This is a genomic window from Rhodoferax sp. (assembly GCF_011391645.1).
In the GTDB taxonomy this organism is placed as follows: domain Bacteria; phylum Pseudomonadota; class Gammaproteobacteria; order Burkholderiales; family Burkholderiaceae_C; genus Rhodoferax.
The window spans coordinates 14,286-40,611 of record NZ_JAABQC010000013.1 but is presented as its reverse complement, the minus strand read 5'-3'; the positions used below and the strand labels follow the sequence as shown (position 1 = coordinate 40,611).

The 26,326-nt window shown below is 61.7% G+C and carries 23 protein-coding genes, 1 pseudogene and 2 riboswitches; of the genes and pseudogenes, 12 read left to right on the top strand and 12 right to left on the bottom strand.

From position 1 onward, the window contains the following. Nucleotides 1-57: 57 nt before the first annotated feature. The 3 genes from gcvH to GPS82_RS03300 form a co-directional block, all read right to left on the bottom strand. Nucleotides 58-432 (bottom strand): glycine cleavage system protein GcvH, encoded by a 375-nt coding sequence (gcvH, locus tag GPS82_RS03310; protein ID WP_296490898.1) that lies wholly within the window; start codon nt 430-432, stop codon nt 58-60. A 45-nt stretch (nt 433-477) separates the two neighbouring features. Next, nucleotides 478-1,623 (bottom strand): glycine cleavage system aminomethyltransferase GcvT, encoded by a 1,146-nt coding sequence (gcvT, locus tag GPS82_RS03305; protein ID WP_296490895.1) that lies wholly within the window; start codon nt 1,621-1,623, stop codon nt 478-480. Between the two features lie 64 nt (nt 1,624-1,687). Next, nucleotides 1,688-1,820, bottom strand: a riboswitch (glycine riboswitch). A 21-nt stretch (nt 1,821-1,841) separates the two neighbouring features. After that, a riboswitch (glycine riboswitch) is annotated at nt 1,842-1,945 on the bottom strand. A 73-nt stretch (nt 1,946-2,018) separates the two neighbouring features. Beyond that, nucleotides 2,019-2,852: a hemerythrin family protein gene (locus tag GPS82_RS03300; RefSeq protein ID WP_296490892.1), complete on the bottom strand. Its 834-nt coding sequence runs from the start codon at nt 2,850-2,852 to the stop codon at nt 2,019-2,021. Between the two features lie 163 nt (nt 2,853-3,015). Between GPS82_RS03300 and GPS82_RS03295 the strand changes: the two genes are divergently transcribed. From GPS82_RS03295 to GPS82_RS03270, 6 genes and pseudogenes are all read left to right on the top strand, one after another. Next, nucleotides 3,016-4,332: a DUF1015 domain-containing protein gene (locus tag GPS82_RS03295; protein ID WP_296490889.1), complete on the top strand. Its 1,317-nt coding sequence runs from the start codon at nt 3,016-3,018 to the stop codon at nt 4,330-4,332. A gap of 379 nt (nt 4,333-4,711) precedes the next feature. Continuing rightward, the gene (locus tag GPS82_RS03290; RefSeq protein WP_296490887.1) at nt 4,712-5,758 is read left to right on the top strand and encodes an ArsJ-associated glyceraldehyde-3-phosphate dehydrogenase; all 1,047 of its coding nucleotides are present in this window, start codon (nt 4,712-4,714) and stop codon (nt 5,756-5,758) included. A gap of 32 nt (nt 5,759-5,790) precedes the next feature. After that, complete coding sequence (gene arsJ, locus GPS82_RS03285; protein ID WP_296490883.1) at nt 5,791-7,035, top strand: organoarsenical effux MFS transporter ArsJ; 1,245 nt, start codon at nt 5,791-5,793, stop codon at nt 7,033-7,035. Further along, nucleotides 7,032-7,211, top strand: a pseudogene (locus GPS82_RS03280) (helix-turn-helix domain-containing protein); the annotation flags it as partial. The gene arsJ and the pseudogene GPS82_RS03280, both read left to right, overlap by 4 nt. 147 nt (nt 7,212-7,358) lie before the next feature. After that, nucleotides 7,359-7,862, top strand: a complete 504-nt coding sequence (locus GPS82_RS03275; RefSeq protein WP_296490904.1) for an arsenate reductase ArsC — start codon at nt 7,359-7,361, stop codon at nt 7,860-7,862. Between the two features lie 370 nt (nt 7,863-8,232). Further along, entirely contained in the window at nt 8,233-8,661 is a 429-nt protein-coding gene (locus GPS82_RS03270; protein WP_296490880.1) for a cytochrome C, read from the top strand. 235 nt (nt 8,662-8,896) lie between these two features. On the opposite strand, the gene GPS82_RS03265 is transcribed toward GPS82_RS03270, so the two are convergent. Next, on the bottom strand, nt 8,897-10,588 hold the full coding sequence (locus GPS82_RS03265) for an electron transfer flavoprotein-ubiquinone oxidoreductase (RefSeq protein WP_296490879.1): 1,692 nt from the start codon (nt 10,586-10,588) through the stop codon (nt 8,897-8,899). Between the two features lie 145 nt (nt 10,589-10,733). On the opposite strand from GPS82_RS03265, the gene GPS82_RS03260 reads away from it, so the two are divergent. The 4 genes from GPS82_RS03260 to GPS82_RS03245 are packed head-to-tail and all read left to right on the top strand — an operon-like array spanning nt 10,734 to nt 13,422. Further along, complete coding sequence (locus GPS82_RS03260) at nt 10,734-11,516, top strand: SDR family oxidoreductase (RefSeq protein ID WP_296490877.1); 783 nt, start codon at nt 10,734-10,736, stop codon at nt 11,514-11,516. A gap of 6 nt (nt 11,517-11,522) precedes the next feature. Continuing rightward, a complete protein-coding gene (locus tag GPS82_RS03255) occupies nt 11,523-12,422 on the top strand; it encodes a DMT family transporter (RefSeq protein WP_296490873.1) in 900 nt (299 codons plus the stop codon). Beyond that, nucleotides 12,422-13,000, top strand: coding sequence for a chorismate lyase (locus tag GPS82_RS03250; RefSeq protein WP_296490870.1), 579 nt, complete (start codon nt 12,422-12,424; stop codon nt 12,998-13,000). Before GPS82_RS03255 ends, GPS82_RS03250 begins: the two co-directional genes overlap by 1 nt. A 2-nt stretch (nt 13,001-13,002) precedes the next feature. Next, the gene (locus GPS82_RS03245; protein WP_296490867.1) at nt 13,003-13,422 is read left to right on the top strand and encodes an acyl-CoA thioesterase; all 420 of its coding nucleotides are present in this window, start codon (nt 13,003-13,005) and stop codon (nt 13,420-13,422) included. A gap of 27 nt (nt 13,423-13,449) precedes the next feature. Here GPS82_RS03245 and GPS82_RS03240 read toward each other — a convergent pair whose 3' ends face one another. Beyond that, complete coding sequence (locus GPS82_RS03240; RefSeq protein WP_296490863.1) at nt 13,450-13,782, bottom strand: DUF2934 domain-containing protein; 333 nt, start codon at nt 13,780-13,782, stop codon at nt 13,450-13,452. A gap of 93 nt (nt 13,783-13,875) precedes the next feature. Next, nucleotides 13,876-14,430, bottom strand: a complete 555-nt coding sequence (locus GPS82_RS03235; RefSeq protein WP_296490860.1) for a PAS and helix-turn-helix domain-containing protein — start codon at nt 14,428-14,430, stop codon at nt 13,876-13,878. Nucleotides 14,431-14,576: 146 nt separating this feature from the next. On the opposite strand from GPS82_RS03235, the gene GPS82_RS03230 reads away from it, so the two are divergent. Together GPS82_RS03230 and GPS82_RS03225 are read left to right on the top strand one after the other, a co-directional pair. Beyond that, on the top strand, nt 14,577-15,269 hold the full coding sequence (locus GPS82_RS03230; protein ID WP_296490859.1) for a CoA transferase subunit A: 693 nt from the start codon (nt 14,577-14,579) through the stop codon (nt 15,267-15,269). A 131-nt stretch (nt 15,270-15,400) separates the two neighbouring features. Then, nucleotides 15,401-16,039 (top strand): 3-oxoacid CoA-transferase subunit B, encoded by a 639-nt coding sequence (locus tag GPS82_RS03225; RefSeq protein WP_296490857.1) that lies wholly within the window; start codon nt 15,401-15,403, stop codon nt 16,037-16,039. 53 nt (nt 16,040-16,092) lie between these two features. On the opposite strand, the gene GPS82_RS03220 is transcribed toward GPS82_RS03225, so the two are convergent. The 6 genes from GPS82_RS03220 to GPS82_RS03195 all read right to left on the bottom strand — a co-directional run bounded on the left by GPS82_RS03220 (nt 16,093) and on the right by GPS82_RS03195 (nt 26,211). Next, a complete protein-coding gene (locus tag GPS82_RS03220) occupies nt 16,093-17,496 on the bottom strand; it encodes an MATE family efflux transporter (RefSeq protein ID WP_296490854.1) in 1,404 nt (467 codons plus the stop codon). Nucleotides 17,497-17,500: 4 nt separating this feature from the next. Continuing rightward, the gene (locus GPS82_RS03215) at nt 17,501-20,341 is read right to left on the bottom strand and encodes an Hsp70 family protein (RefSeq protein ID WP_296490852.1); all 2,841 of its coding nucleotides are present in this window, start codon (nt 20,339-20,341) and stop codon (nt 17,501-17,503) included. Between the two features lie 23 nt (nt 20,342-20,364). Then, on the bottom strand, nt 20,365-22,206 hold the full coding sequence (locus tag GPS82_RS03210; RefSeq protein WP_296490850.1) for an Hsp70 family protein: 1,842 nt from the start codon (nt 22,204-22,206) through the stop codon (nt 20,365-20,367). Further along, a complete protein-coding gene (locus GPS82_RS03205; RefSeq protein ID WP_296490847.1) occupies nt 22,203-22,781 on the bottom strand; it encodes a DUF2760 domain-containing protein in 579 nt (192 codons plus the stop codon). The genes GPS82_RS03210 and GPS82_RS03205 overlap by 4 nt, the downstream gene beginning before the upstream one ends. A gap of 97 nt (nt 22,782-22,878) precedes the next feature. Continuing rightward, a complete protein-coding gene (gene mutL / locus GPS82_RS03200; protein WP_296490845.1) occupies nt 22,879-24,810 on the bottom strand; it encodes a DNA mismatch repair endonuclease MutL in 1,932 nt (643 codons plus the stop codon). Between the two features lie 60 nt (nt 24,811-24,870). Continuing rightward, nucleotides 24,871-26,211: an anaerobic C4-dicarboxylate transporter gene (locus GPS82_RS03195; RefSeq protein WP_296490843.1), complete on the bottom strand. Its 1,341-nt coding sequence runs from the start codon at nt 26,209-26,211 to the stop codon at nt 24,871-24,873. Nucleotides 26,212-26,326: the final 115 nt, after the last annotated feature.

The following is a 26,326-nucleotide window of genomic DNA, read 5'->3' as shown; positions in this document are numbered from 1 at the left end:
CGTTTTCAAGCTCGCCCAAAGGCGAAAGAGCAATGGGGGTCATGATGGTCGGCCTGTTCAGTGGGCGTCAGCGGCAAAAGCGGAGTAGCTGGTCTCGTCCATGAAGGTGTCAAGGTCGGATGGATTGGACAGCTTGAACTTGAAGAACCAGCCCGCGCCCAGCGGGTCGGAATTGGCCAGCGAGGGGTCGTCGCGCAGCGCTTCGTTCACCTCCAGCACTTCGCCATCGGCGGGCATGTACACGTCGGCGGCGGCCTTGACCGACTCGACGACGGCGGCAGGGTCTTTGGCGGCGTAAGTTTTGCCCACCTCGGGCAGGTCGACAAACACCACGTCGCCGAGGGCGTCTTGCGCGTGGTGGGTGATGCCGACGGTGCCGATGTCGCCGTCAATCTTGATCCATTCGTGGTCGGGGGTGTATTTGATCGTCATAAGAGTTCTCAGGATAGGTCGTGTGTTGAAGGGGAAAAGGGAAGATTAACCGCGGAAATAGTTGGTTGGAACAAAGGGCATGGCCACCACTTCCATCCTGACCGGCTTGCCACGCACCATGGCGTTGACCTGGATGCCCGGGGTGGCAAACGATGGCGGCACGTAGCCCATGGCTATGGGTTGGTCGATGGTGGGGCCGAGCAGGCCGCTGGTGACTTCTCCGATGCGTTCACCGGCCAGGTTTTGTAGTTCAACATGTTCACGCACCGGAACACGCTCCAGCGCTTTCAGGCCAATCCGTTTGCGCGTGAGCGAACCCGCCTCACCGCCCAGCTGAGCCAGGATTTTGGCCGCACCCGGGAACCCTGCGGCGCGGGCACCACCGATGCGGCGCACCTTCTGGATCGCCCATTGCAGGCCGGCTTCCACCGGCGTGGTGGTGGTGTCAACGTCGTTGCCGTAAAGCGGCAGGCCGGCTTCCAGCCGAAGTGAATTGCGCGCGCCCAGGCCAATGGGTTTGACTTCGGGCTGCGCGAGCAGCGCCTTGCCCAGCGCCAGCGCATCATCGGCGTGCACCGAAATTTCAAAACCGTCTTCACCGGTGTAGCCGCTGCGGGTCAGGAACACGTTGATCGTCCGGTCGCCGGTCTGCACGGCAAAGTTGCCGCCGGTCATGAACACCAGTTTTTCCACGCCGGGCGCCAGGCGCGACAGGGCGGTCACGGCTTGCGGGCCTTGCAGCGCCAGCAGGGCACGTTCGGGCATGGGAATGACCTGGCAGCGGCCGCCAATTTTGGCCTGGATGTGGGCGATGTCGCCCACCTTGCAGGCGCCGTTGACGATGACAAAGATGTCCGTGCCGCGGTTGACAAACATCAGGTCGTCGATGATGCCGCCATCCTCATTGAGCAGCAGGCCGTAGCGCTGCTTGCCCACCGCCAGATCGATCACATCGACCGGGATCAGGCTCTCAAACGCGGCTGCGGCATCAGGCCCGACCAGGCGCAACTGCCCCATGTGCGACACATCGAACAGACCGGCTGCCGTGCGCGTGTGTTTGTGTTCGGCCATCAGGCCTGCGGGGTATTGCACCGGCATCGCATAACCCGCAAACGGCACCATGCGGGCACCCAGGGCAATGTGAAGGTCGTTGAGGGGGACTTTGAGAAGGTCGTCAGATGTGGCGGACATCAATACTCCGATAGAGCAGGGGGCAAATCAAATTCCATGGCCTGACGCAGTGTCAATGCCATGGGCTGCCCCCGCTGTCCGCTTTACCTGAGAGATTCGCCAACACCAGTCACGCAGGGCGCCGGTTTTGGGTTGCTCCTTCGGTGGATCGGCCCTGGCGCATGCGCCAAGGTTGACCTCTCTCCAGTGGGGAGTCGTCAAAAAGTCTGTCGACTTGGTGACGCTTGTCAGTCCTTTTGCCTGAGCGTTCAAACTGCTGCAATCAGCAACCCTGCGCCTTCGGCGGCCAGCGCAAGGGCTGGCTCTCTCCTGACAGGCCAAATTCTACAGGCAGCGCGTGATCATCGGCTGGTCGACAAAACCCGCGGCCTGTACTGCCGAGGGTTGGGTGCCCTTTATCGGGTCGCGTTGGCAAAGCGGGCCAAGTCGGTGTCGGCTGTCTCCATATGCCTCAAAAACCAGTCTCCGATGAACCTCTCCAGGTCGGCCTTCACCAGGTTTTCGCTGGCAATCCTGAGCGAAATCGTGTTGAGCCCGACGATCAACGCGTGATGCTCCAGCGCATGGGCTTCATAGTCTGGATATTGAAGTCGTCGCATCAGTTCTTCCTCGTGCGAGAGGTGTGCGCGCATGTACTGAAAAAGCCGCATGGCAGCAATCACCTGCCCCTCATGGGAGGTCGCGGCCAAAACATGAGTGGCGCGGTGGAACAGCTCCCGGTGCTGTTCGTCAATGTCCTTATCGCCGATCTTGAAACTGTCATTCCATTGAAGTCGCGTTGAGAACTGGCTGATTTCGGACTCCACCCAATTCAACGCGCTGACATAGTCTTCAAACACCTGAACCTTGATGCCGGCTTCGAGATAGCACCTCAGAAATTGCGGCGCCATCAACTCGCCTCCCTCAAGGCCGGGCTCCAAAACCAGGGCAACAGCCGGCTTAATCTCCGAATTTACATACCTCAGCTTGAGATAGACAGCAAAATTCTGCAGGGATGCAGCTGGCATCAAGGCGCTTTGCTGGAAGATAACGATCTGGCCCCAACGGCCCTGTTGTGCCAGCCTCTGAATGAATCCGGTGACGGTGGCGGGAATGGCTTCGACGATTTCCCTGAACGGTCCCCTGGCCGTCGTGTGCAGAATGCGACCCTTGACGCGGTACTCGATCTGGCCGTGTATCCTGAACGGTGTCGTCGGTATGGCTTCCGACTGACCTTTTTGAGAACCCATGTTTTGATCGTCCTGCAATGTTTGAATTCCTATTGTGGGTCAAAAATGCGACGAACACCAGACATTGCCAATGCCGTGGCAGCATGGCCCGGCCGCCAAGCCAGTTGTGGCATCAGTTCAGTGAATAATCGGTCGCATAAACGATCAACACAACAGGAGCCTCATGAAAAATTACGCCGACATTGGCATCCAGAGCCCGCTGGTCTATCTGCCCGCACCCGGTGTCGACCTGCAAAAGTGGGCGGTGATTGCCTGTGACCAGTTCACCGCGGAGCCGCATTATTGGCGCGAAGTGCAGGAAACGGTGGGTGACGCGCCGTCAACCCTGAAGCTGATGTTTCCCGAGGTGTATCTGGACCAACCGGGGGCACCCGAGCGCATCGCGGCAATTGGCAGGACCATGCAGGATTACCTGCAAGCCGGTGTTGTTGTGCCACACGACGGCATGGTGTACGTCGAGCGCAGCGTGGCCGGCAACACGCGCCATGGCGTGGTCATGTGTCTGGATCTGGAGAGTTACGACTATCAGGCGGGTTCCGCCAGCCTGATTCGTGCCACAGAGGGCACGATTGTTGACCGCTTGCCCCCGCGCATCAAAATTCGTGAATCTGCGGCGCTGGAGTTGCCGCACATCCTGGTGCTGATTGATGACCCGGATCACACGGTCATTGCACCGTTGACGGCTGCCAAAGCCGATCTCAAACCGCTCTATGACTTTGATCTGATGCAAGGCGGCGGCCATCTGGCAGGGTTCGCCGTCACCGGGCAGGCTGAACAGCGGATGGTGCAAGCGCTGCGTGCGCTGGCGAAGCCAGACCACTTTGCAGCCAGATACGGTGTTGGAACGGAGCGCCCGGTGCTGTTGTTTGCCATGGGCGATGGCAATCATTCACTGGCGACCGCCAAGGCGATCTGGGAAAAGAACAAGCCCCTGCTTGGTCCGGACCACCCCAGCCGTTTTGCGCTGGTTGAAGTTGAAAACGTGCACGATCAAGCGCTGGCGTTTGAGGCCATCCACCGCTTGCTGTTTGGACTGAAAAAGGACCTGCTGCTTGAACTCAAGCGGGCCTTTGGTGCCAACGTCAATTACACCCCAATGGCGTCTGCTGAAGCCATGCGAGAGCGTGTCGATAGCGCTGGCGGCACCCGTCACACCATCGGCTGGATCGGTGGTGGGCAAACTTTTGGTGTGCTTGAAATCGATCGACCCGGGTTTAACTTGCCGGTGGGCACCCTGCAATATTTTCTGGACAAGTTTATGCAGGATGGCGGCGCCGATGCGCTTGACTACGTGCACGGCGCTGACGTGCTGGAGCGCCTGGCTCTGCAAACTGGCAATGCTGGCTTCTATCTGGCTGGCATGCACAAATCCGAACTGTTCAAGACCGTGATTCTGGAGGGCGCCTTGCCGCGCAAGACCTTTTCGCTGGGGCAAGCCCGTGAAAAGCGCTACTACATGGAAGCGCGCAAAATTGGGTAGCCTTGCTGTGAATTGGTAAACGTCAGGCCTGCAGCGTTAAACGGTCACACAGATATTGGATGCCGATGGCTCCACGACCAAGACCCGACATTGGGAGCAGTTGCGTCGAGTGGTTCATATCGCCTGAGCGATTTTTGCGATGACGGTAGCGGCATGAAAGACGCACCGGATGGGGTATCACATCAAACGCCAACTCAGCGTTGCTCGTGTCGAGCCAACCTATAGACAGCGATTTGTCACGCATTTGTCACAAACTGTATTTATATTTCAACGATTATTGAAATATACACAGGGTCATCGTGCAAATTCGACTTTGAGCGCTCAGCCATCCTGTGCACTGCACGACGTTTCACTTCAATCCAATCCACAAGGAGTCCGCATGAAAGTAGGTATCAATGGCATGGGTCGCATAGGCCGTCTGGCGCTGCGCGCCGCTCTGGGCGCCGCCGAGCGTCCAGCAGATGACCCGCACGCGGACAACCGGTTGGAGGTGGTGCACCTCAACGAACTCAAAGGCGGTGCCGATGCCACCGCCCACCTGCTCACCTTTGACACGGTGCAAGGCCGCTGGCGCACCGACATTGCTGCCGACGGTGCTGACCGCCTGCACATCGGCACGAAGCAACTGGCATTTTCATCGCACGCCACAGCAGCCGAAATTCCCTGGGGCGATCTGGGCGTGGATGTGGTGCTGGAATGCACCGGCAAGTTTCTGACCCCCGAAACCCTGCAAGGCCACCTGGACCGCGGTGCCAAACGTGTCATTGTGGCAGCGCCGGTGAAGGTGGGCGGCGTGCTGAACATCGTGGTCGGCGTCAACCACCACCTGTATGACCCGGCGCGTGATCACATCGTCACCGCTGCCTCCTGCACCACCAACTGCCTGGCACCAGTGGTGAAGGTGGTGCATGAAGCCATTGGTATCCGCCACGGCCAGATCACCACCCTGCACAACCCCACCAACACCAACCTGGTGGTGGACGCGCCGCACAAAGACTTGCGTCGCGCCCGCAGCGCCATGGTCAACATGGCCCCCACCACGACCGGCAGCGCCACCGCCATCACGCTGATCTACCCGGAACTGCAGGGCAAACTCAATGGCCACGCGGTGCGCGTGCCAGCGCTCAATGCGTCGCTGACAGACTGCGTGTTTGAGATGAAGCGGGAAACCTCGGCCGAGGAGGTCAACGCGCTTTTTGCCGCCGCCGCTGCCAGCGGCCCGCTGGCAGGCATTCTGGGCTACGAGCCGCGCCCACTGGTGAGTGCCGACTACGCCCGCGACACCCGCAGCAGCATCGTGGACGGCCTCTCAACGATGGTCACCGACGGCACACTGCTCAAGGTCTACGCCTGGTATGACAACGAAATGGGCTACGCCACCCGCATGGTGGACCTGGCCTGCCATATGCGGCATCGAGGCATATAAGGCCCCATCCACGAACCATCAACTTTCAGGCCATGACCACCCACACGGCCGGCGCCAGCGCCGCGCGCAACTACGCCATCGTCACCGCCGCGTATTGGGGCTTCACGCTGACCGATGGTGCGCTGCGTATGCTGGTGCTGCTGCACTTTTACCGGCTCGGCTACTCACCGTTCACGCTAGCTTTTTTGTTTCTGCTTTACGAGGCGGCCGGTGTGCTGGCCAACCTGATTGGTGGCTGGCTGGCCACCCGCTATGGCATCCAGCGCATGCTGGTCGTGGGGCTGTGCACCCAGATCACCGGATTTTTGCTGCTTTCGGCCCTCTCGCCCGCCTGGTCGGCCACTTTGTCGGTGGCCTGGGTGGTGCTGTCGCAAGGGGTGTGCGGCGTGGCCAAGGACTTGACCAAAACCGCCAGCAAATCGGCCATCAAACTCACAGCGGGTGAGGCTGAGGGCCAGCTATTCAAGTGGGTGGCCTGGTTCACTGGTAGCAAAAACGCCATGAAAGGCGTGGGCTTTTTCCTGGGCGGCCTGTTACTGGACCAGCTGGGGTTCAGCGGCTCGCTCTGGCTGATGGCGGCGTTGCTGGGGCTGGTGCTGCTGGGCGTGCTGCGATTTGTACCCAAATTGATGGGCAAAAGCCAGGCCTCCAAATCCGCCAAAGAACTGTTTGCCAAAAACCGTGGCGTGAACCTGCTGGCCGCGGCGCGAGTGGTGCTGTTTGGCGCGCGTGATGTGTGGTTTGTGGTGGGTGTGCCGGTGTTTTTGTACGCCAGCGGCTGGACTTTTACCATGGTCGGCGGCTTTCTGGCCAGCTGGACCATTGGCTACGGCCTGGTGCAGGCGCTGGCACCGCAGCTGGTACGCCGCAGTGCCGATGGTTTAACGTCAGAAGTGCCTGCGGCCCGCCTGTGGTCCGGGCTTTTGGCGCTGGTTCCCATCGCGTTGGCCGTGGCTGTGGCGCTGAAGTTGCCGCATCTGGAATGGGTGGTGGTGGGTGGCCTGGGGTTGTTTGGCTTTGCGTTTGCGGTGAACTCGTCGGTGCATTCCTACCTGGTACTGGCCTACGCAGGCTCTGAGAAGGCGGCGGAAGACGTGGGCTTTTACTACGCCGCCAACGCGCTGGGGCGCTTTTTGGGCACGCTGCTGTCTGGCCTGCTGTACCAGTGGGGCGGGCTGCTGTACGCGCTGATCGGCTCGGCACTCATGTTGGTCATCTGCTGGGCGGTGACGCTGGCGTTGCCAGTGGTCAAACCCCAAGCCGTGGTCGCTGCATGACAGAAGCCGAGACCTTGCGCGCGCTGGCGGCGCTGGCTCAAGCCTCGCGGCTGCAGATTTTTCGGCAATTGGTGGTGATGGGCGCCCAGGGCATGACACCGGGGCGTTTGTCGGATGCCCTGGCGATTGCGCCCAACGCTTTGTCGTTTCATCTGCGAGAACTGTCCGCCGCCGGTCTTATCAGCCAGCAGCGCGATGGCCGCCATCTGATTTACTGGGCGGCATTTGACACGATGAACGCGTTGCTGTCCTACCTGAGTCTGAATTGCTGCGAATGGTCTCCGAATGTTTTTTCCAACTCTGTCACACAAAGGAGTGTCTTGATGAACCAAAAAGTGATGAACGTGCTGTTCATTTGCACCCACAACTCGGCCCGCAGCATCTTGGCTGAGGCGCTGCTCAATCAACTGGGCGGTGGTCGCTTTAGGGCCTATAGCGCGGGTAGCACTCCAGCGGGCCAGGTCAACCCGCGGGCGGTCACGTTGCTGGAGAAAAATCGCTACCGGGTCGGGGAACTGCGCAGCAAAGACTGGGCTGAATTCGCCGCGCCTGGCGCGCCCCTGATGGACTTTGTGCTCACCGTGTGCGACAAGGCCGCTGGAGAAGTCTGCCCGGTATGGCCAGGCCAGCCCCTGTCGGCGCACTGGGGTGTGCCGGACCCGGCGTCAGTCTCAGGCACCGATCAGCAAATCGACGCCGCATTTACCGATGCTTTTATGGTGATGCAACGGCGCATTTCGCTATTTTTGAATTTGCCCATCGAGAAGCTGGAGCGCTTGTCGCTGCTCCACGAATTGCAGGCCATTGGCAAGGTCTCCCGTATCTGAGCCTTGGCTCTTGCCGCTGGCTCGCACTATGCCTTCGCAGTGCAGCGCATCGTAAACCTGCCGATGGGCATGTCTGATCATTGTCTGACTGTGCAGGTGCCCCATTCAACCGAACTGGGATGGAAATTTCGATGAGTCGGTGCTTGTAACCGGTCACTGGTGAATTTCGACTCCTGGTCGTTATGACAGTCCCCAGTTATGAACAGTTTTATTCAGTCGCTCGCTTGGAAGCCTCCTGTGGGTTGACTTCCTTCTGATTTCTCGAAGTTGCGTCCCTCCATAATTCCATCGCCTTGCACACCTCGGAAACTCCTGGCCTTGTATTACCGGAGGGTAAGATAAGGGGCCACTGATTTTTAGGAGTTTCATCATGTTCAGAAAAGGTATGGTCCTGTTGGCTTTCCTGGCGGGCACAGGCTTCGCGGCGGAGGATGCGCGTCAACTGGCCAAAATGCCGCCGGCGGCCGAGGCCAATCTGCGTGAGGAAATGCGTGCCAACCTGCTGAACTTGAACGAGATCATCAGCCTGACGGTGGCCGGCAAGCTGAAGGAAGCCGGCGAACTGGCCGAAAAAGAGCTGGGCCAGACGGCGATGGGCAAGAACCGTGCCCTGCCGGTGGACGCCCGCCCCGGCGCCAACATGCCGCCCGCCATGCACGAACTCGGTCTGGAAGGTCACAAGACGGCCAGCGCGTTCGCCGCCATCGCCGCCACGGGGGACCGCGAAAAGGCCCTGGCCGCGCTGCCCACGCTGAGCGGCTCCTGCGTGGGCTGCCACTACTCGTATCGCATCCGTTAGTTGTAGTAATTCCGGTCCAATCCGAGGCGAGAAGAATGAACGGCGGATATGCGGCAGGCAGATCGGCAAACTGTAGATCCGCTTTCAGCCTTATGCCGTCAATCAGCCCAAAAAAACGTGGTGAATTCGGGTGGTTGGTTCGCGGGCGCAGGTGCTGGAGCGTGCCAAGCACGCCGCCATACTGGAGTCAGGCGAACTGGATTGCCAACTTCTCATCATTCCCGATTTGTCATGTTCACATGCCCGCGTAATTCGGTCCGCCACCGCCCTCGGGCGTCACCCAGACGATGTTTTGGGTTGGGTCCTTGATGTCGCAGGTCTTGCAGTGCACGCAGTTTTGCGCATTGATCTGCAGGCGGTCGGTGTTGTCGTCGTTTTTCACGTATTCATAGACACCCGCCGGACAGTAGCGCGCCTCGGGGCCGGCATATTTGGCCAGGTTCACGCTGACCGGCACACTGGCATCCTTGAGTGTCAGGTGCGCCGGTTGGTTTTCTTCGTGGTTGGCATTGCTGATGAAGACACTGGATAGGCGGTCAAAGGTCAGCTTGCCGTCGGGCTTGGGGTAGTCGATGGATTTGCATTCCGAGGCCGGTTTCAGGTAGGCATGGTCGGGCTTGTCACGGCGGATGGTCCAGGGCATGTGGCCGTTCAAGCCAAACTGTTCCAGGCCGTTCATCAGGGTGCCCGCCGTCAGGCCATGTTTGAACCAGGCCTTGAAGTTGCGCGATTTGTTGAGCTCGGTGTAAAGCCAGCTGGCTTCAAAGGCTTCGGGGTAGGCGCTCAACTCATCCTGCGCACGGCCAGCAGTCACGGCGTCGAACGCCGCCTCTGCCGCCAGCATGCCGGATTTGATGGCGGCGTGGCTGCCCTTGATGCGGCTCACGTTCAAATATCCTGCGTCACAACCCACCAGCGCGCCACCGGGGAACACGGTCTTGGGCAGCGACAACAAACCACCGGCGGTGATGGCGCGCGCACCATAGGCGAGGCGCTTGCCGGTGACTTCACCCTTGTCATTTTCCAGGTACCAGCGGATGTTGGGATGGGTCTTCCAGCGCTGGAATTCCTCGAACGGACTCAGATAAGGATTGCTGTAGTTGAGGCCGGTGATGAAGCCCAGGGCGATCTTGTTGTCTTCCATATGGTACAAAAACGAGCCGCCGTAGGTGTCATTTTCCATCGGCCAACCGGCGGTGTGCACCACCAGACCGGGTTCATGGCGACTGGGTTCGGCCTCCCACAGCTCCTTGATGCCAATGGCGTAGCTTTGCGGGTCGCAGCCTTCGTCCAGATTGAATTTGGCAATGACTTGTTTGCCCAGATGGCCGCGCGAGCCTTCGGCAAACACGGTGTATTTGCCCAGCAACTCCATGCCGATCTGAAAGTTGGGGCCGGGCTCGCCATTCTTTTCCACGCCCATGTTGCCGGTGGCCACACCTCTTACGGCACCGTTGTCGTCGTACAGCACTTCCGCCGCCGCAAAGCCGGGGAAGATTTCAACCCCCAGACCTTCCGCCTGCTCAGCCAGCCAGCGCGTCAGTGCACCCAGGCTGATGATGTAGTTGCCATGGTTCTGGCTGCATTCGGGCAGGAACATGTTGGGCGTGCGGTAACCGGTGGTCTCAGACAGGAACATCATGGCCTCGTCCGTGACCGGCTGGTTCAGGGGCGCTCCCATGGCTTTCCAGTCGGGAAAGAGTTCGGTGAGTGACTTCGGGTCGAGCACCGCGCCCGAGAGGATGTGGGCGCCGGGCTCGGAGCCTTTTTCGAGCACCACCACCGAGAGCTCTTGGCCTTTCTCTGCAGCCAGTTGCTTCAGGCGAATGGCAGTGGACAGGCCGGCGGGGCCGCCCCCGACCACGACCACGTCGTATTCCATGGATTCTCGCGGGCCAAATTGGTTAAGAATGTCTTGGTTTGTCATGGTGGGGCTTTCTTCATCAACTGATTAAACTCACGCCAAGCTGAAGTTGGCTGAAACCTGTCCGAATTGTCTTCGACAAATCCGGGTTTCAGGCAACCAACTGCCCATAATAGAACAGCCGTTCTATTATTACGGAGTAGACAACATGGCATACAGCATTGACCTTTCGGGCCGGGTGGCCTTGATTACCGGCGCCTCGGGTGGTTTGGGGGCGCAATTTGCACGCACGCTGGCCAAAGCTGGTGCCGCCGTGGTGCTGGCCAGTCGTCGCATTGAGAGACTCAAGGAGTTGCGTGCGCAAATTACCTGCGAGGGTGGCGACGCACATGTGGTTGAGCTCGATGTGACCGACCTGGCGTCGATCAAGTCGGCTGTGGCGCACGCCGAGACCGAAGTCGGATCGATCGACATTCTGGTCAACAACTCAGGCGTCAGCACCACGCAGCGCCTGGTGGACGTGAACGAGGACAATTTTGATTTCATGTTCGACACCAATGTCAAAGGCGCGTTTTTTGTGGCGCAAGAGGTTGGCAGACGCATGCTGGCGCGCGCGCAAGGGACGGCACCAGGGAGTTTTACCGGCGGGCGCATCATCAATATCGCCAGCATGGCAGGCCTCAAGGTGTTGCCCAAAATTGGCGTCTATTGCATGAGCAAGGCGGCGGTGATTCAAATGACCAAGGCCATGGCCGTGGAATGGGGCCGCTTTGGCATCAACGTCAATGCCATTTGCCCGGGCTATATCGACACCGAGATCAACCACGCGCACTGGCAAACAGATTCGGGCCAAAAACTCATCGAAATGCTGCCGCGCAAACGCATCGGCAAGCCGCAAGACCTGGATGCGTTGCTGGTGATGCTGTGCTCTGACCAAAGCCATTTCATCAACGGAGCCGTGATTTCGGCCGACGATGGCTTTGCGGTGTAGGCCCGCATGCTGACCGGATTGATGGCTGGCCTGGCTGCGGGGGCTTTATGGGGCATGGTGTTTGTGGTGCCACGGATGACGCCAGGCCTGAGTTCTGTGGACCTGACCGCCGGGCGCTTCATCAGTTTTGGCGGCATCGCCGCGCTGGCCATGCTGGTGACCTGGCGCCGCCACACCTGGCCCACGCCACGCCAGGCGGTAACTGCCCTGGGCATGAGCCTGCTGGGCGCCACCGGTTACTACCTGCTGCTGGCGCAAAGTATTGTTTATGCGGGCACTGAAGTGCCCACGCTCATCATTGGCACCATCCCGATCTGGGTCATGCTGCTGGGCAAGCCGGTCGGACTCAAATGGGCGGGCTTGCTGCCGGGGTTGCTGCTTACTCTGGGCGGGTTGACGCTGATGATGCAGTCCACATTGAGCCACGCGGCACAGTTGCCTGCCGGGGGTGGTCAGTTTTGGTGGGGTGTGCTGCTGGCGCTGGGGGCCATGCTGTGCTGGACAGCCTTTGCCCTGGTCAACGCGGCCTGGCTTAAGCGCCACCCTGAGGTCAGCGCCACCGAGTGGGCCAACTGGATTGGCGTGGCCACCGGGGTGGGTGCTTTTTTGCTGTGGCTGCTGCTGGGTTCTGACCTGCAGACGCTGTCGACGCTTGACAATCAAGGTCTGATCGTTATTGCCTGTATCGCCACCGGCATCGGTTCTGGCTGGGCTGGCAGCATTCTGTGGAATATGGCCAGCCAGCGCCTGAGCGTCAGTTTATGTGGCCAGTTGATTGTGAGTGAAACCTTGTTTGCCTTGTTTTATTCGTTTGTTTGGGACGGTGTCTGGCCAACGGCGGCGCAAGCCTGGGCCGCCGTGCTGTTCACGCTGGGCATTCTGGCCTCGATCAGGGCGCATCGCTGATGGGCTGGAGAACATTCACCCCGGCGCGCGGCGGTTTGCGGCGCTGGCTGCAAGCCCCCGGCTCGTTGAGCGCCCGGCTGGCGGCCACGGGTGACAACTTCAGCGTGCAGGTATTGGCGCAGGGGCGCCAGCCGCTCACAGCCGATGAGTCGCGCGCCTTGGGTGTGGGCGTGCGGCGCGTGGGCTATGCGCGTGAGGTGATGTTGCAGGTGGATGGCCAGCCGTTGGTGTTCGCCCGCAGCGTGACCGCGCACGCAGCCTCGGTGGGTGCCTGGCGCTCGGTGCGGGGTTTGGGCAGCCGGCCATTGGCCGATGTGCTGTTCAGGCGCTCAGGCATCGCCCGCGCGCCGCTGGCCTACAGTCAGATCAAGCGTCAATCACCATTGCAGCGCCATGTGGCCGCTCGCTGGCTGGCAGCGACGGGTTTAACCGTGGGCCAACAGGCTTTGCCAGCGCGACGCTCGGTATTTACCCGCCATGGCGCGGCCCTGTTGGTGATGGAGGTCTTTGCCGCACCCGCGCGCTGCTGGCGTTGGCCAGCGTGCAAGCCATTAAAAAACATCAAGAACAGGAGATAGCGATGAAATATGACATACCGGACCGGAAGAAACTGGTGTTCGAAGTGGTGATCCCGATCCGCTGGGGTGACATGGACGCGATGGGGCACGTCAACAACACCACATATTTCCGTTATCTGGAAACCTGCCGCATCGACTGGATGCGTGCCGCCGGTTGCATGCCCAATCCGCTCGGTGAGGGCCCGGTGATCGTCAATGCCTTCTGCAACTTCTACAAGCAGCTGGAGTACCCCGGCAATGTGCTGGTCAAAATGTACGCCAGCGAGCCAGCCCGCACCACCTTTGAGACATGGGCCACGATGGAAATGGCCGACCAGCCCGGTGTCATTTATGCCGCGGGTGGCGCCACCACAATCTGGGTGGATTTTCCGAAACAAAAAGCGATCGATTTGCCTGACTGGATGCGCGCGATTGTTTCATGAGGCGGCAAGCCAGCCGCCTGGAACCGACTATTTGGAGAAATGCCCTGATGCAATCAGGCTATCAACTTCACGCTCGGCCATGGCCCAGTCATCGATCGGATTGCCGGGAGCGAAGCCGCGCCGTTGTGCCACATAAAAAGCCGCCACCTCAATGTAGTTGTGACGCTGCTCGGCCGTCACGGCTGGGCGTGTTGCTGCGGGCTTGACGCTGGCCTTGGCCGGGGCTGCTTTTTTGGCTGGACTTTTTGCAACTGCTGCCTTGGGCGCGGCGGTCGCCACAGGCGCGGGAGCAGCTTTTTTGGCAGGCGCCTTTGTCTCAGGGACTGCGGCTGCTTTGGGTGCTTTTTTAGCGGTGACCATGGGTTTCTCCTTAGGTTAAGTACCCCTGATTATTGATTGTTTTTTACCGTCGCTTGCCGGCGAATATTGACGCAGGTCAACAGCTTGGCAATATTAGCCAGCCATTAGTTTGTGCACCAGATCACCGGTGTTGGATGCCTTGTATTTTTGCATCAGTCGGGCGCGGTAGATTTCGACGGTGCGATGGCTGATTGCCAGCGCTTTGCCAATCTCTTTGCTGGTCAGTCCGCCCATGAGAAAGGCCGCCACTTCGCGTTCGCGCGGCGTGAGTTCAGCCCTGACCGGGCGGCTGGCGCTTAAATCCTCAAAGGACCAGATACCGGCCTCATGCGGTGCTGCCTGGTTCAGGGCGCGGCCGGTCACATGGCACCAGAAGGGTTCGCCCTTGAAGCGGCCGTCCACGCGTTTCATGATCCGGTCGTCGGCATAGGTGCCGTTACGGTTGAGCAGGGGCGCGATGCGCTGGCCGGTGCGCTCGAACTCAAGCGCGCTGGGGTAGAGCACTTGAAAGGACTGTCCAATGAGTTGATCAGGCGCGGCGCCAAACATCTCGCACAGGTGGCGGTTGCAGTCCACCATGATGCGGTTGCGCGAAAGCGCCAGTCCGACGGGCGCCATCTCGAAGGCAAGGCGGTAATTGATATCCATGGATAAATTTGAAAACTTGCGGGTCAGACCACTCGCGTAGCGACGTGCTCTGACCCCAACTGGTTAGGGTTTGCACCTTACGAAAAACTACGTAGGTCGTTAGGTAGTATCGTTGGGATATCATTTTTTACCAGGAGCATGTTTAAGTGAAGAAAATTTATCCTTCTGCAGCCCAGGCGCTCAAAGGCATCGTCAGGAATGGCCAACTGCTGGCCGTCGGCGGCTTTGGCCTGTGCGGTATCCCCGAGGCCCTGATTGACGCATTGCGCGACACCGGGGCCAGCGACCTGACGGTGATCTCAAACAACGCCGGTGTCGACGGTTTTGGCCTGGGAAAACTGCTGGAAACGCGCCAGATCAGCAAGATGATCTCCAGCTATGTGGGCGAGAACAAGGAGTTCGAGCGCCAATACCTGGCCGGTGAGTTGCAACTGGAATTCACGCCACAGGGCACGCTGGCCGAGAAACTGCGTGCCGGCGGCGCCGGTATCCCGGCGTTTTACGTGCGCACGGGTGTCGGCACGATGGTGGCCGAGGGCAAGGAAAACCGCGTTTTTGATGGCCATGTCTACATTCTGGAGCATGCCCTGGTGCCAGATGTGTCGCTGGTAAAAGCCTGGAAAGCCGACAAGAGCGGCAACCTGCTGTTCAGGCGCACCGCGCGCAATTTCAACCCGGCGGTGGCCATGGCCGGCAAGATCACGGTGGTGGAGGTTGAAGAGATTGTCGAGACCGGCACGTTTGACCCCGACAGCGTGCATTTGCCGGGCATTTACGTGAACCGCATTGTGCTCAATGCCAATCCCGAGAAGCGCATTGAAAAGCGCACCGTTCGCTGAAATTTTGCGGGACAGACCGCAGCGACGAAGTCGCCAGCTCTGTCCTCAACGAAACTGAAACCTTGTGGGACAGACCGCAGTTACGCGTAGCGAACCAGCTCTGTCCTCAACACAATAGAAGGAGTTTGATCATGGCTTGGACACACGACGAAATGGCGGCGATTGCAGCCAACGAATTACAAGACGGTTTTTACGTGAACCTCGGGATCGGCCTGCCCACGCTGGTGGCCAATTTTGTCTCGCCCGAGATTGAGGTCTGGCTGCAAAGCGAAAATGGCATGCTCGGCATTGGCCCGTTTCCGACCGAAGAAGAAGTGGATGCCGATTTGATCAACGCCGGCAAGCAAACTGTGACCACCATTGCGGGCTCCAGCATTTTTGGCAGCCACGACAGTTTCGCCATGATTCGCGGGGGCAAAATCAACCTCAGTATTCTGGGTGCCATGCAGGTGAGTGAAACCGGCGACCTGGCCAACTGGATGATTCCGGGCAAGATGGTCAAGGGCATGGGCGGTGCCATGGACCTGGTGGGCGGGGTGAAAAGTGTGGTGGTGCTGATGGAGCATGTGGCCAAGAAGAAAGACGGCACGATCGACCTCAAGATTCTGCCAAAGTGCACCCTGCCGCTGACCGGCGTGGGTGTTGTGGACCGCATCATCACCGACCTGGCCGTGATGGACATCACGCCGCACGGGCTCAAGGTGGTGCAGCGAGCACCCGGCGTGACCATGGAAGAGCTGGCCTCAAAAACCGGCGTTGATTTGCACTGACGGCGTTGCCACGAAGTCCCGGATGGCGCAAAGCGTGATCCGGGGAGTTGCCGTTACCCAATCCTGCTGCGCGCCACATGGCGCAGCAGCCAGGTGAGGCCTGCCGCGGCAATCGTCAAACCCAGCACCAGCGCGAGCCAGAAGCCTTGGGCTGCCATGGCTTGCGCCGGTGCCCAGGGTGCCCAGGCTGGCGCCAGCCCCAAAATGTATCCCAGCGGCAGCGAAAACACCCAGAATGCGGTCAGGTGAATCACCATTGGCGCACGGGTGACCTTGTAGCCGCGAATCGCGCAACTCGCCACGACTTGGGTGGCATCCGAGAGCTGGAACAGAGCCGCCAGCATCAGCAACTGCGCGGTGAACGCAATCACGGCCGCGTCGCTGGTGTAGGCACGGGCAATCTGCTGGCTGAAAAGCGCCATCAGCGTGGCTGACAGCGCCGCAAAGCCCAGACCCAGTGCCACACCGACCCAGGCCTGGTAGCGAGCCAGCACCGGGTCACCCGCACCCAGCGACTGGCCGACGCGCGTCAGCAGCGCCAGTCCCAGGCTCAGCGGGACCATGAAGACCAGTGAGGTGAAATTGAGCGCAATCTGGTGCGCTGCCATTTGTGCGCTGCCGAATTCGGCAATCAGGAGCGCAATCAGGCTGAAAGCACTGGTCTCGGCGAAGTAGGTGATGCCGATGGGCAAGCCCAGTTTGAGCAGGCTTTTGATTTGCGGCCAGTGCGGCGCTTCAAACCGGTCCAGCGGCCAGGTGGCACGGTAAGCGCTGGCGCGCTGCATCCACCACAGCAAGGCCACCAGATTGAAGGCCACGGTGATCAGCGTGGCCCAGGCGCAACCCAGCCCGCCCAGGCGTGGAAAGCCCAGCGTTCCGAAGACCAGCAGGCTGTTGACGATGATGTTGAGTCCGAGCGACAGCAGGGCAATCACCATCAGGGGTTTGGTTTGGTTGATGCTGGTGCTGTAGCCGTAGAGCACGCGGTAGCAGGCAAACAGGGGCATCGACAGGCTGGTGATCCAGACAAAATCTGTGGCCAGGTCGCGGACATACGGCTCCAGCGTCATGTGCTGGAAGAGCAGGGCGGCAACGTTGGCAATGACCGCCGCCAGCAAGCCCACGGCCAGCGCTTTCCACAAGGCCTGGCGCACCACGTGCGGCACCTGGGTCAGTTCACCCGAGCCCACTTGATGTGCGACCACCGGGTTGACGGCCATCAAGATGCCCATCAGGGTGATGATGAGCATGTTCCAGATTGAGACCCCCAGCGACACGCCAGCCAGATCCTGTGCCGATGCGTGGCCCGCCATCGCCACTTCAACCACGGCCATACCCACATAGGCCAGCTGACCCACCAGAATCGGCCAGGCCAGGAGCCAAAGACCGCGCAGCTCGTTGGCAAGACGGTGACGTGAGGCGGGGTGATGGAGCAGGTGCTGAAGGGGACGTATCAAGAGGTTACCCAATCAACTTCAAGCCCGGCGGCAGCGATTCACCCAGCATGCGGCGCTCGGTGGCCACGTCAAGTTCCACCCGCTGGCGAACCATCTCGACCCAGGCGACCGGCGCATGAATGGCAGTGAGCCGTGTGGCGATCTGCGCGCGCAACGCTGGCTCGAGGTCGCGCGCCCGGTCGTCAGTCACGCGGGCCAGGTGGGTGGCGGCAAAGGCGGCGGGCTCCAGCTTTTTCCAGTCCAGCAAAAGCAAAGCGTCCAGCCAACCGGTGGCAACGCCGATGGCCACCACCTCGTGCGGGCTGCCGTAAAACGGTTGGCGCGCACCGATGCGGCCCAGGGCCCATAGGTGCAGGGCATCGCTGCCCGCGCTGGCATCGGGGCGCGGCTTGGCCAGTGATTTGTGCAGGCGTTTGAGAAGCCAGTCGCCAATCTCGGCCTTGTAATTTGCCGGAATGCGCTCCAGCGCCGCACCCAGACGCAGCATGTCGTCGTCGCTGCCTTTGACGGGCGGTGTGGTGTCCGGCGTCACGCCGTGTTCATTGCGCTGCAGGTTGTAGGCAAAGGCATCCAGCAGGCCAAGTTGCTCGGGCGCCGCCAGGCCACCGGCCACGCGGCGCCACAGCGTCCACCACTCGGCACACACCTGTCTGTCGCGGGCGTTCTGCACACCGCCGGGGTATTGCGTCCAAAGTTGCTCAACCCGCCAGCCGTCCAGCGTATCGCCCAGGCCGGGGCGCAGGCAGTAGCCGGCCAGATTCAGCCACACGCGCTCGTGTTCCACCGAACGGCGCCGTGCACGCTGGCGCGCCCACAGGGCGTCATACAGCTGGCGCAAGTCGGGCGTGGCCCATTGCTCGCGCGCACCCAGGGTTTGCTCAAGCTGGGCACGCAGTTGTTTGACTTCCTTGGCCGCCAGTGGTTGGGTGCCGGGGCCAAAGATGCGGTCGATGTGTTGAATGGCTTGTGCCAGCCGTGCCGTTGTTGATCGATCCGATGGGTCTGTGCTTGCGGCCGTGTCGACATGGCGCAAGTCAAATTCCAACCGCCAGCGCTGCTGCGCGTCTGTCAGGCTGACGCAGTGCATCTCCAGTGTGCCCACCTCGGTGAGTGAGGCCACCAGGTGCACCGGCGTTTCCTGTTTGCTTTTGGGCGAGGTCGCGCCGACCGTGGTGGTGTTGCCAGCGTCCGCAGCCGCTTGCAGCACCACCACGATGGGTGGCAGGGGCACAAAGTGCGTGTCATCCAGTTCGACCAGATCACCGGCTTGCGGCTGTACTTTTTCCCTTAAATCTGCGGTGGATGTGACCAGATGAAACCGCACGGGTTGCCCCAGGCGCAGGGCAAACGTGCGGCCGCACAGGCGCACCTCCTGCCCCGGTTCGGTGCCGCGTGGCAGCAGGCACATGCCACGTGGGGTGCGACCCGGGCCGCTGGTGTCTTCAAGCACCAAAAAGTAGCTGCGCGCCGAGCCGCCGCCAATCACCGGTGCCAGCCCCTGTTGCGCCAGCGCATAAGCGACGGCACCGCGCGCCACGGCGATGTCGGGGTTGTCGTTGTGCAGCAGCCGCAGCGGCGCACCGAGCCAGTCGGCCAGAGTCTGCTGCAAGCGTTTTACCAATGGCTCGGCGCGAAACACGCCGCCGTTGAGCAGCAGGGTGTCGGGCCGGGCATGGGCATGCTGGCGCAAGAAGTCGGCCAGGTGGCGCGTGATGGCGGCGTCGCGGGCATACGGCAGGCCAAACGCCACCAGACCACCCCGGGACTGGGTGGCTTGCGCGCTGGCCTCGACTTGCGGGAAAAATCCCTCAACAATCAGTTGTGCCACGTCTTCTTGTGTCAAAGCGGTCGAGCGGCTGCCGCCAATCAGGCGCGCACCGCTGCCCAGCAGCGTGACCTGCACCTGGGTCGGAGCATCGGCTGCCAGCAGCTGCTCCTTGGCATGGCGGCATCGCTCGACCAGTTGCGCCAACTGACTGGCTGACAAGCGGGGGGCCGATGCGTCCGGCGTGCTGCCCAGGCGGGATTCCACCAAGTGCGCCAGCGCCAGGTCCATGTTGTCGCCGCCCAACATCAGGTGCTGGCCGACGCCGATGCGGGTTAGCCGCGGCAACTCGTCTTGCCACGCCACTTCAAACAGGCTCAGGTCGGTGGTGCCGCCGCCCACGTCACACACCAGCACCAGGCGCGATTGCGCCAACTCTTCCTTAAGGCTGCCGCGGTGGCGCCAAAGCCAGTCATAAAACACGGCTTGTGGTTCTTCAAGCAGCCGCAACTGTGGCAGTCCGGCCTGGCGCGCGGCGCTCAGGGTGAGTGCGCGCGCCGCCTCGTCGAAGGACGCCGGCACGGTCAGCACCAGGTCTTGCTCTGCCAGCGGGTGCTTTGGGTGCTGTATGTTCCAGGCATCGCGCACATGCGCCAGGTAGCTGGCGCTGGCCTCCACTGGCGAGACTTTGGGCACCTCGGCGGGTGCGCCCCACGGCAGGATGGGGGCCAGGCGGTCCACTGCGGGGTGTGACAGCCAACTCTTGGCGCTGGTCACCAACCGACCCGGCACCTGCGCGCCCAGGGTGCGCGCCCACTGGCCGATCACCACCGGCGCCTGCGGGTCGGCACCGGTGGCCCAGGGTAATTGCCACGCGCCGCTGGCGAGTTCATCGGCCCCGGCGTGGTAACGCACCGAGGGCAGCAGCGGCAATCCGGCCACCTGGCCGGCGCCAACCAATTGCTCGATCTGCAGCAACTCAATGCTGGGTTGTGCAGTGGCCTTGGCCCGTGCCTTGGCTGAACCCAGCCGTGCAAAAGCGACCACCGTGTGGGTGGTGCCCAGGTCAATGCCGACCATGTACTGGCGCATCCGGCCCTTGGTCAGCTGCTGCTGCGCACGTCAAATTCCACCTTCCAGCGCTCACCGCCCTGGGTGGCCACCGCGGTGAGTTCGAGTGTGCCGGTGTCGGTGGCGGTGGCGCGCAGCGTGACTTGCACCAACTCCCCGACCTGGCGGCCCTCTGTGGGTAGCGTGGCCCGGATGTCGCCCAAGGCCTGCAGTTCGTCGGGTTGCCAGAAGTCGAGCAGGGTGCCAAGCAGGTCCTGGCGGCGCACCGATGAGCCATAAAAACGTAACACCACCGGCTCGCCCACCCACAGGCCAAACTCACGTGCCTGCAGGTTGGCCTCGGTGCCCTCTTCCATGCCAAAGGGCGCCACGCACAGCGCTTGCAGGGGCGGCTCCATGCCGGGAATGGCGGGCATGGAGGATTCGACCCCGACGTAATAGGCGCGCGCCGTGCCGCCGCGAATGCGCACACCCTGGCCGCGGCGCACATAGCCGTAGTAGGCGGCACCGCGGGCCACCGCCAGGTCCATATCGGCCCCGGCCAGCATGCGGGCCGGCTCGGCGTTTTCCGCCACCAGCCAGCTGTTGAGTGTGCCCAGGGTGCGCTCGATCAGTGCCTCAGACTTGAAAACGCCGCCGTTGAACAGCACCGCCGTGGGATGCAAAAAGCTGGCCTCGGCGTCAAACTTGCCCGCAAAACCTGCCAACTCGGTGGTGGCGCCGGCTTGGCGACCCAGCAGGGCAGCCAGGTGGCGTGTCACACCCGCGTCTTGCGCGTAGGGCAGGCCAAGTTGTGTCAGGCCGCTGCGGGTGCGGATGGCCGGGCGTGCCATGGCTTCAACCTGCGGGAAAAAACCTTCCAGGATGGTGACGCGCACCTCTTCCTGGGTGAGTTCGGTGCGAATGGCGCCACCGATCAGCTTGGAGCCACGGCTGGGCACCACGATGGCTTGGGTGGTCAGGGTGGCGTCGCTCAGCAGCGCCTCCTTGGCCACGCGGCAGGCATAGGTGAGGGCGCGCATTTGCCAGCCATCAAGCGTCTTGCCCTCAGTGGCCAGTTTGCGGGCCACCACATGCGCCAGGGTGAGGTCCATGTTGTCGCCACCGAGCAGGATATGGTCGCCCACAGCGACGCGGTGCAACTCCAGCTGGCCTTCGCGCTCCAGCACGGCGATCAGCGAGAAGTCACTGGTGCCGCCGCCTACGTCCACCACCAGAATGATGTCGCCGGGTTTGACGTCTTTGCGCCAGCGCCCCGCACTGCCCTGAATCCAGTTGTAAAGCGCGGCCTGCGGTTCTTCCAGCAGGGTCAGGTGGATGTACCCGGCAGCGCGGGCGGCCTCAGCCGTGAGCTCACGCGCGGCGGGGTCAAAGGACGCGGGTATGGTTACCGTGACATCCTGCTCCACGAACGGCGCTTCCGGGTGGGCCTGGTCCCAGGCCTGACGCAGGTGGTTCAGGTAGCGGGTGGATGCTTCCAGCGGCGACACGCGGGCCACCTCGGGCGGTGCGTCAAAGGGCAGGATGGCGGCGCGCCGGTCCACGCCCGGGTGGCAGAGCCAGCTTTTGGCACTAGACACCAGACGGATGGGGGTCAGCGCGCCGCGTGCGCGGGCGAACTCACCCACGGCAAAGTCCTGGGTGTCAGACCAGGGCAGGGTCAGGTCGCCTGCGGCCAACTCATCCGCATGCGGCAGGTACAAGAATGAGGGCAGCAAGGCCAGGTTGTCGACACTGCCGGGGCCGGTCAGCTGGGGAATGTCAAGCACGCCATAACTGGTGGCTTCGCCGTCGCTGGCACTGATGTCCACGTAGGCCAGCGCGCAGTGGGTGGTGCCCAGGTCGATGCCAATGGCAAAACGCGGGGTGCTCACAGTTCCACCTCGGCCTGCGCCAGTACACGCACGTCGTGGCTGTCGGCCAGTTTGGGCAGGCGGGTCTCGGTGACGCGCCAGCCGCGGTGGCAGAGAGTCCCGTTGAAGGGCGCCTGGCCCACCACGTTGCCGGTCAGGCGCACACCACGAGCGTCAAACCCGGCGGGCAGCGTCAGGCGGCTGCCCTCGGTCTCGGGGCGAACGGGGTCAATGGTGAAGTGTTCACGCAACACCTTGCGGCAGCCTTCGTGTAACACGCGGGCCACGCCGCCAATGTCGGCATCGCTGTACTGGGTCAGGTCTTCTTGGGTGAAGTCGATCAGGCGCGCGTCGCGCTGCAGCAGGCCCAGCAACTGCAGGGCGGCGTCTGGCGTGGCTTCTTTCATGACTGGGGCTGGCACCGGGGCAGGCTTGACAGCCGCCGCAGGGGGAGCAGCAACTTCTGCTGCGGGTTGGCTCAGCGCGATCACGCGGGCTGCAAATGCCGGATTTCCCAGCACGCTGAAAAATGCGCCAAAGGCGACTGGCAGGCGTTGAAAAAATGAGGGCAGGGCCCCTGGGGTTGAAGATGTCATGTGAGGGTTCCTGAGGGTTGCGGGGGCCTGATCCGTGAAGGACGTGGCCGTTACCCGGCGTGTGCCGAGGTGTGATGGTGTGGATTTTAAAGTCTGCTCAACGACCGCGCATGAACAACGCGTCCAGCTCGCGCAGGCTGATTTGCCGCCAGGTGGGGCGGCCATGGTTGCACTGGTCGCTGCGCTCGGTGGCCTCCATCTGGCGCAGCAGCGCATCCATCTCTTCCAGCGCCAACTGCCGGTTGGCGCGCACCGCGCCGTGGCAGGCCATGGTGCCGAGCAGTTCGTTGTGGGCGCGCTGCACCACGGTGCTGGCCTCATGCTGACTCAGTTCGGCCAGCACGCTGCGCGCCAGCTCCACCGCATCGCCACGGGCCAGTGTGGTCGGCACCGCACGCACCGCGAGTGTCTTGCCGGAGAAGGGCGTGATGTCGAGCCCCAGCAACTGCAGCGTGGCGGCGTTGGCTTCTGCCGTGGCAACTTCGAGCGGAGTCGCGGCAAAGGTGGCCGGAATCAGCAGCGGCTGGCTGGGCAAGGCGGCACTGCCCCTGGTTTGCGCGTCAGCCCACTGTGCCTTGAGCCGCTCGTAAACGATACGCTCGTGGGCGGCGTGCATATCCACCATCACCAGACCCTGCGCGTTTTCTGCCAGGATGTAAATGCCTTTGAGTTGCGCCAGGGCACGGCCCAGCGGCCAGTCGCCGGCGGGCAGGGGGGATGGTGCTTCGGCTGGGGCTGCAGCGGGGGCAGGTGGCGGTGTGGCCGCCCACAGCGCTCCCATGTCAGTGACCCGATGACCCAAAGGGGCGTCAAAGCGCATCGCCGCCTGGGCGTAGGAAAAAGGTGCCTGCGCACGGTCGACCCCGTGGGCGGTGGGCGTGATTGGTTGATTGCCATGGCTGAGCTCGCTAGTCCAGGCTGGCGCAGGAGACGAAGTCGTGGTGCCATTGGTCATCGTCTGCCCGGCGCGGGGTGCCGCCAGCGCACTTTCGACCGCATGGCGCACCGCCTGATGCACTTCGCGGCTGTCACGAAAACGCACCTCGATCTTGGTCGGGTGCACATTGACATCGACCCGCGTTGGGTCTATTTCGATGTACAGCGCATACACCGGCTGGCGCTGGCCGTGCAACACGTCCTCATAGGCGCTTCGGGCGGCGTGGGTGATGACCTTGTCGCGCACAAAACGGCCGTTGACGTAGCAAAACTGCTGGTCAGAGCGGGCGCGGGCGGCATCGGGTATGCCGGCACGACCCCAGACCTTGATCACCGGGGCGTAGTCGGGGCGGCCCGGCGCGGCGCTGGTTGAAAAGTCGACCCAGACCGAGCGCGCCACAAAGTCGCTGCCCAGCACATCAGCCAGGCGTTGCTCCAGCGCGGGCAGGCTGCCCGCCTCGCCGCAACGCCGCCATTGCTCAACCAGTTTGCCCTCATGCCAGATGGCAAAACCGACATCGGGGCGCGCCAGCGCGTGGCGGCGCACCGCTTCAACACAATGGGCCAGCTCGGTGGCATCGGTCTTGAGGAACTTGCGCCGCGCGGGTGTGCTGAAAAACAGCTCCTTGACCTCGACCGTGGTGCCGGTGCCGCGTGCCACCGGTGTGATTTCGCCAGTCTGACCTTCCAGCAGGTAGGCGTGGGCCTGGCCGCCAACCCGTGATAGCAGGGCGCAGTCGGCAATGGCGTTGATGGCCGCGAGCGCCTCACCGCGAAAACCCATGGTGCCGACCGATTCCAGGTCGGCCAGGCTGCCAATCTTGCTGGTGGCGTGGCGCTTGAGCGCGATCGGCAGTTCTTCGGGCAGGATGCCCGAGCCGTCGTCTTCCACACTGATCAGGCGCACGCCGCCGGCCAGCAGCCTCACGGTGATTTGACTGGCCCCAGCATCGAGCGCGTTGTCGACCAGTTCGCGCACCACCGAGGCGGGCCGCTCCACCACCTCACCGGCGGCAATCTGGCTGATCAGGGTGTCGGGCAGTTCGCGGATGGGGCGGCGGGGGGCGGTCGGGGAAGCGGTGGAGGTGTTCACCCGGCCATTTTAGGGGAGGGTCATGGTGCCAGCAGTTGTGGCCCATGACCGTTTTGGGCTTTAGATCAAGCCGTAGGCGCCCGCCAACAAGAAGCCAACCAGGCAAGAGGTGCTCACGCCAATCAGGCCCGGCAGGATAAAGCTGTGGTTGATCACATACTTGCCGATGCGAGTGGTGCCCGAGCGGTCAAACTGGATGGCGGCGAGGTCGCTGGGATAGGTCGGCAGGATGTAGTAGCCGTAGGAGGCTGCGGCAAACGCCACGATGTAACCGGGGGGCACACCAATCGCCAGACCCACAGGCACCATGGCGCTGATGGCGGCGGCTTGCGAATTCACCAGCTTGGAGACCAGCAGCAGGGCGATGGCAAAGGTCCAGGGTTGGGTTTTAACCAGTTCCGAGAGGGCTTCTTTTATCACGGGCAGGTGGGCTTCAAACACGGTGTCTGCCATCCAGGCAATACCGAAAACGGCCACCACGGCGATCATGCCGGCGCGAAAGACTTCGGTCTTGCCAATGGTGGCAGGGTCAGTTTTGGTGAACATGATCATCAGCGCACCCGCCAGCAACATGAACATCTGGATCGTGAGCACCATCGACATGGGCTTGCCATCGAAGGCCGGACGCAGGTTGGGGAAGGCTCCCAAAAAGGCCACCACGGCAATCGCACCCAGAAAAATCCACATGGCTGTCCATTGGTCGCGGCTGAGGATTTTCCCCATCAGCGTGGCGCTTTCACCATAGATAAGTTTGCGTTGCTCAGGGTCGGCGATGCGGGCCTGAAACTCCGGGTCCTGGTCCAGGTCTTTGCCGCGGAACCAGCTGAAGATGCCAATCATCAGCACCCCGACCAGTGTCGATGGAATGGTGATGGAGAGCACCTGCACAAAGTCAATCACATGGTCACCCACCGGTGCCTTGGCCAGAAAAGCCACCAGCGCCACCACCGCCACTGACACCGGGCTGGCCAGGATGCCCATTTGTGCGGATATCGACGAGGCCGCCATGGGTCGCTCGGGGCGAATGTTGTTCTTGATGGCCACGTCGTAGATGATCGGCAGCATGGTGTACACCACATGGCCGGTGCCACACAAAATAGTAAGGATGCAGGTGGTGAAGGGCGCCAGTATCGACACATATTTTGGGTTGCGCCGCAACAGCTTTTCAGCACCCTTGAGCATCACCTCCAGACCGCCCGAGGCCTGCAGCGTGGCCGAGGCTGCCACCACCGCAATGATGGTCAGCATCACATCGACGGGCGGCTTGCCGGGCTTGAGTCCAAAGACAAAAGTCATGATGATGATGCCAATGCCACCCAGCAGCCCCAGGGCCACACCGCCTTTTCTGGCGCCGTAGAACAGGCACACCAGGATGACGATCAGTTGTAGAGAAATATCCATAACGACTTCCTTTCAAGAAGGCTTGACTTTAACTTTTATTGGGGTAAACCCGAATTTTTTGCGACCTGCTTGTTTGACTTACATCAAAATAGTGGGAAATTTTGTAATAAATTGT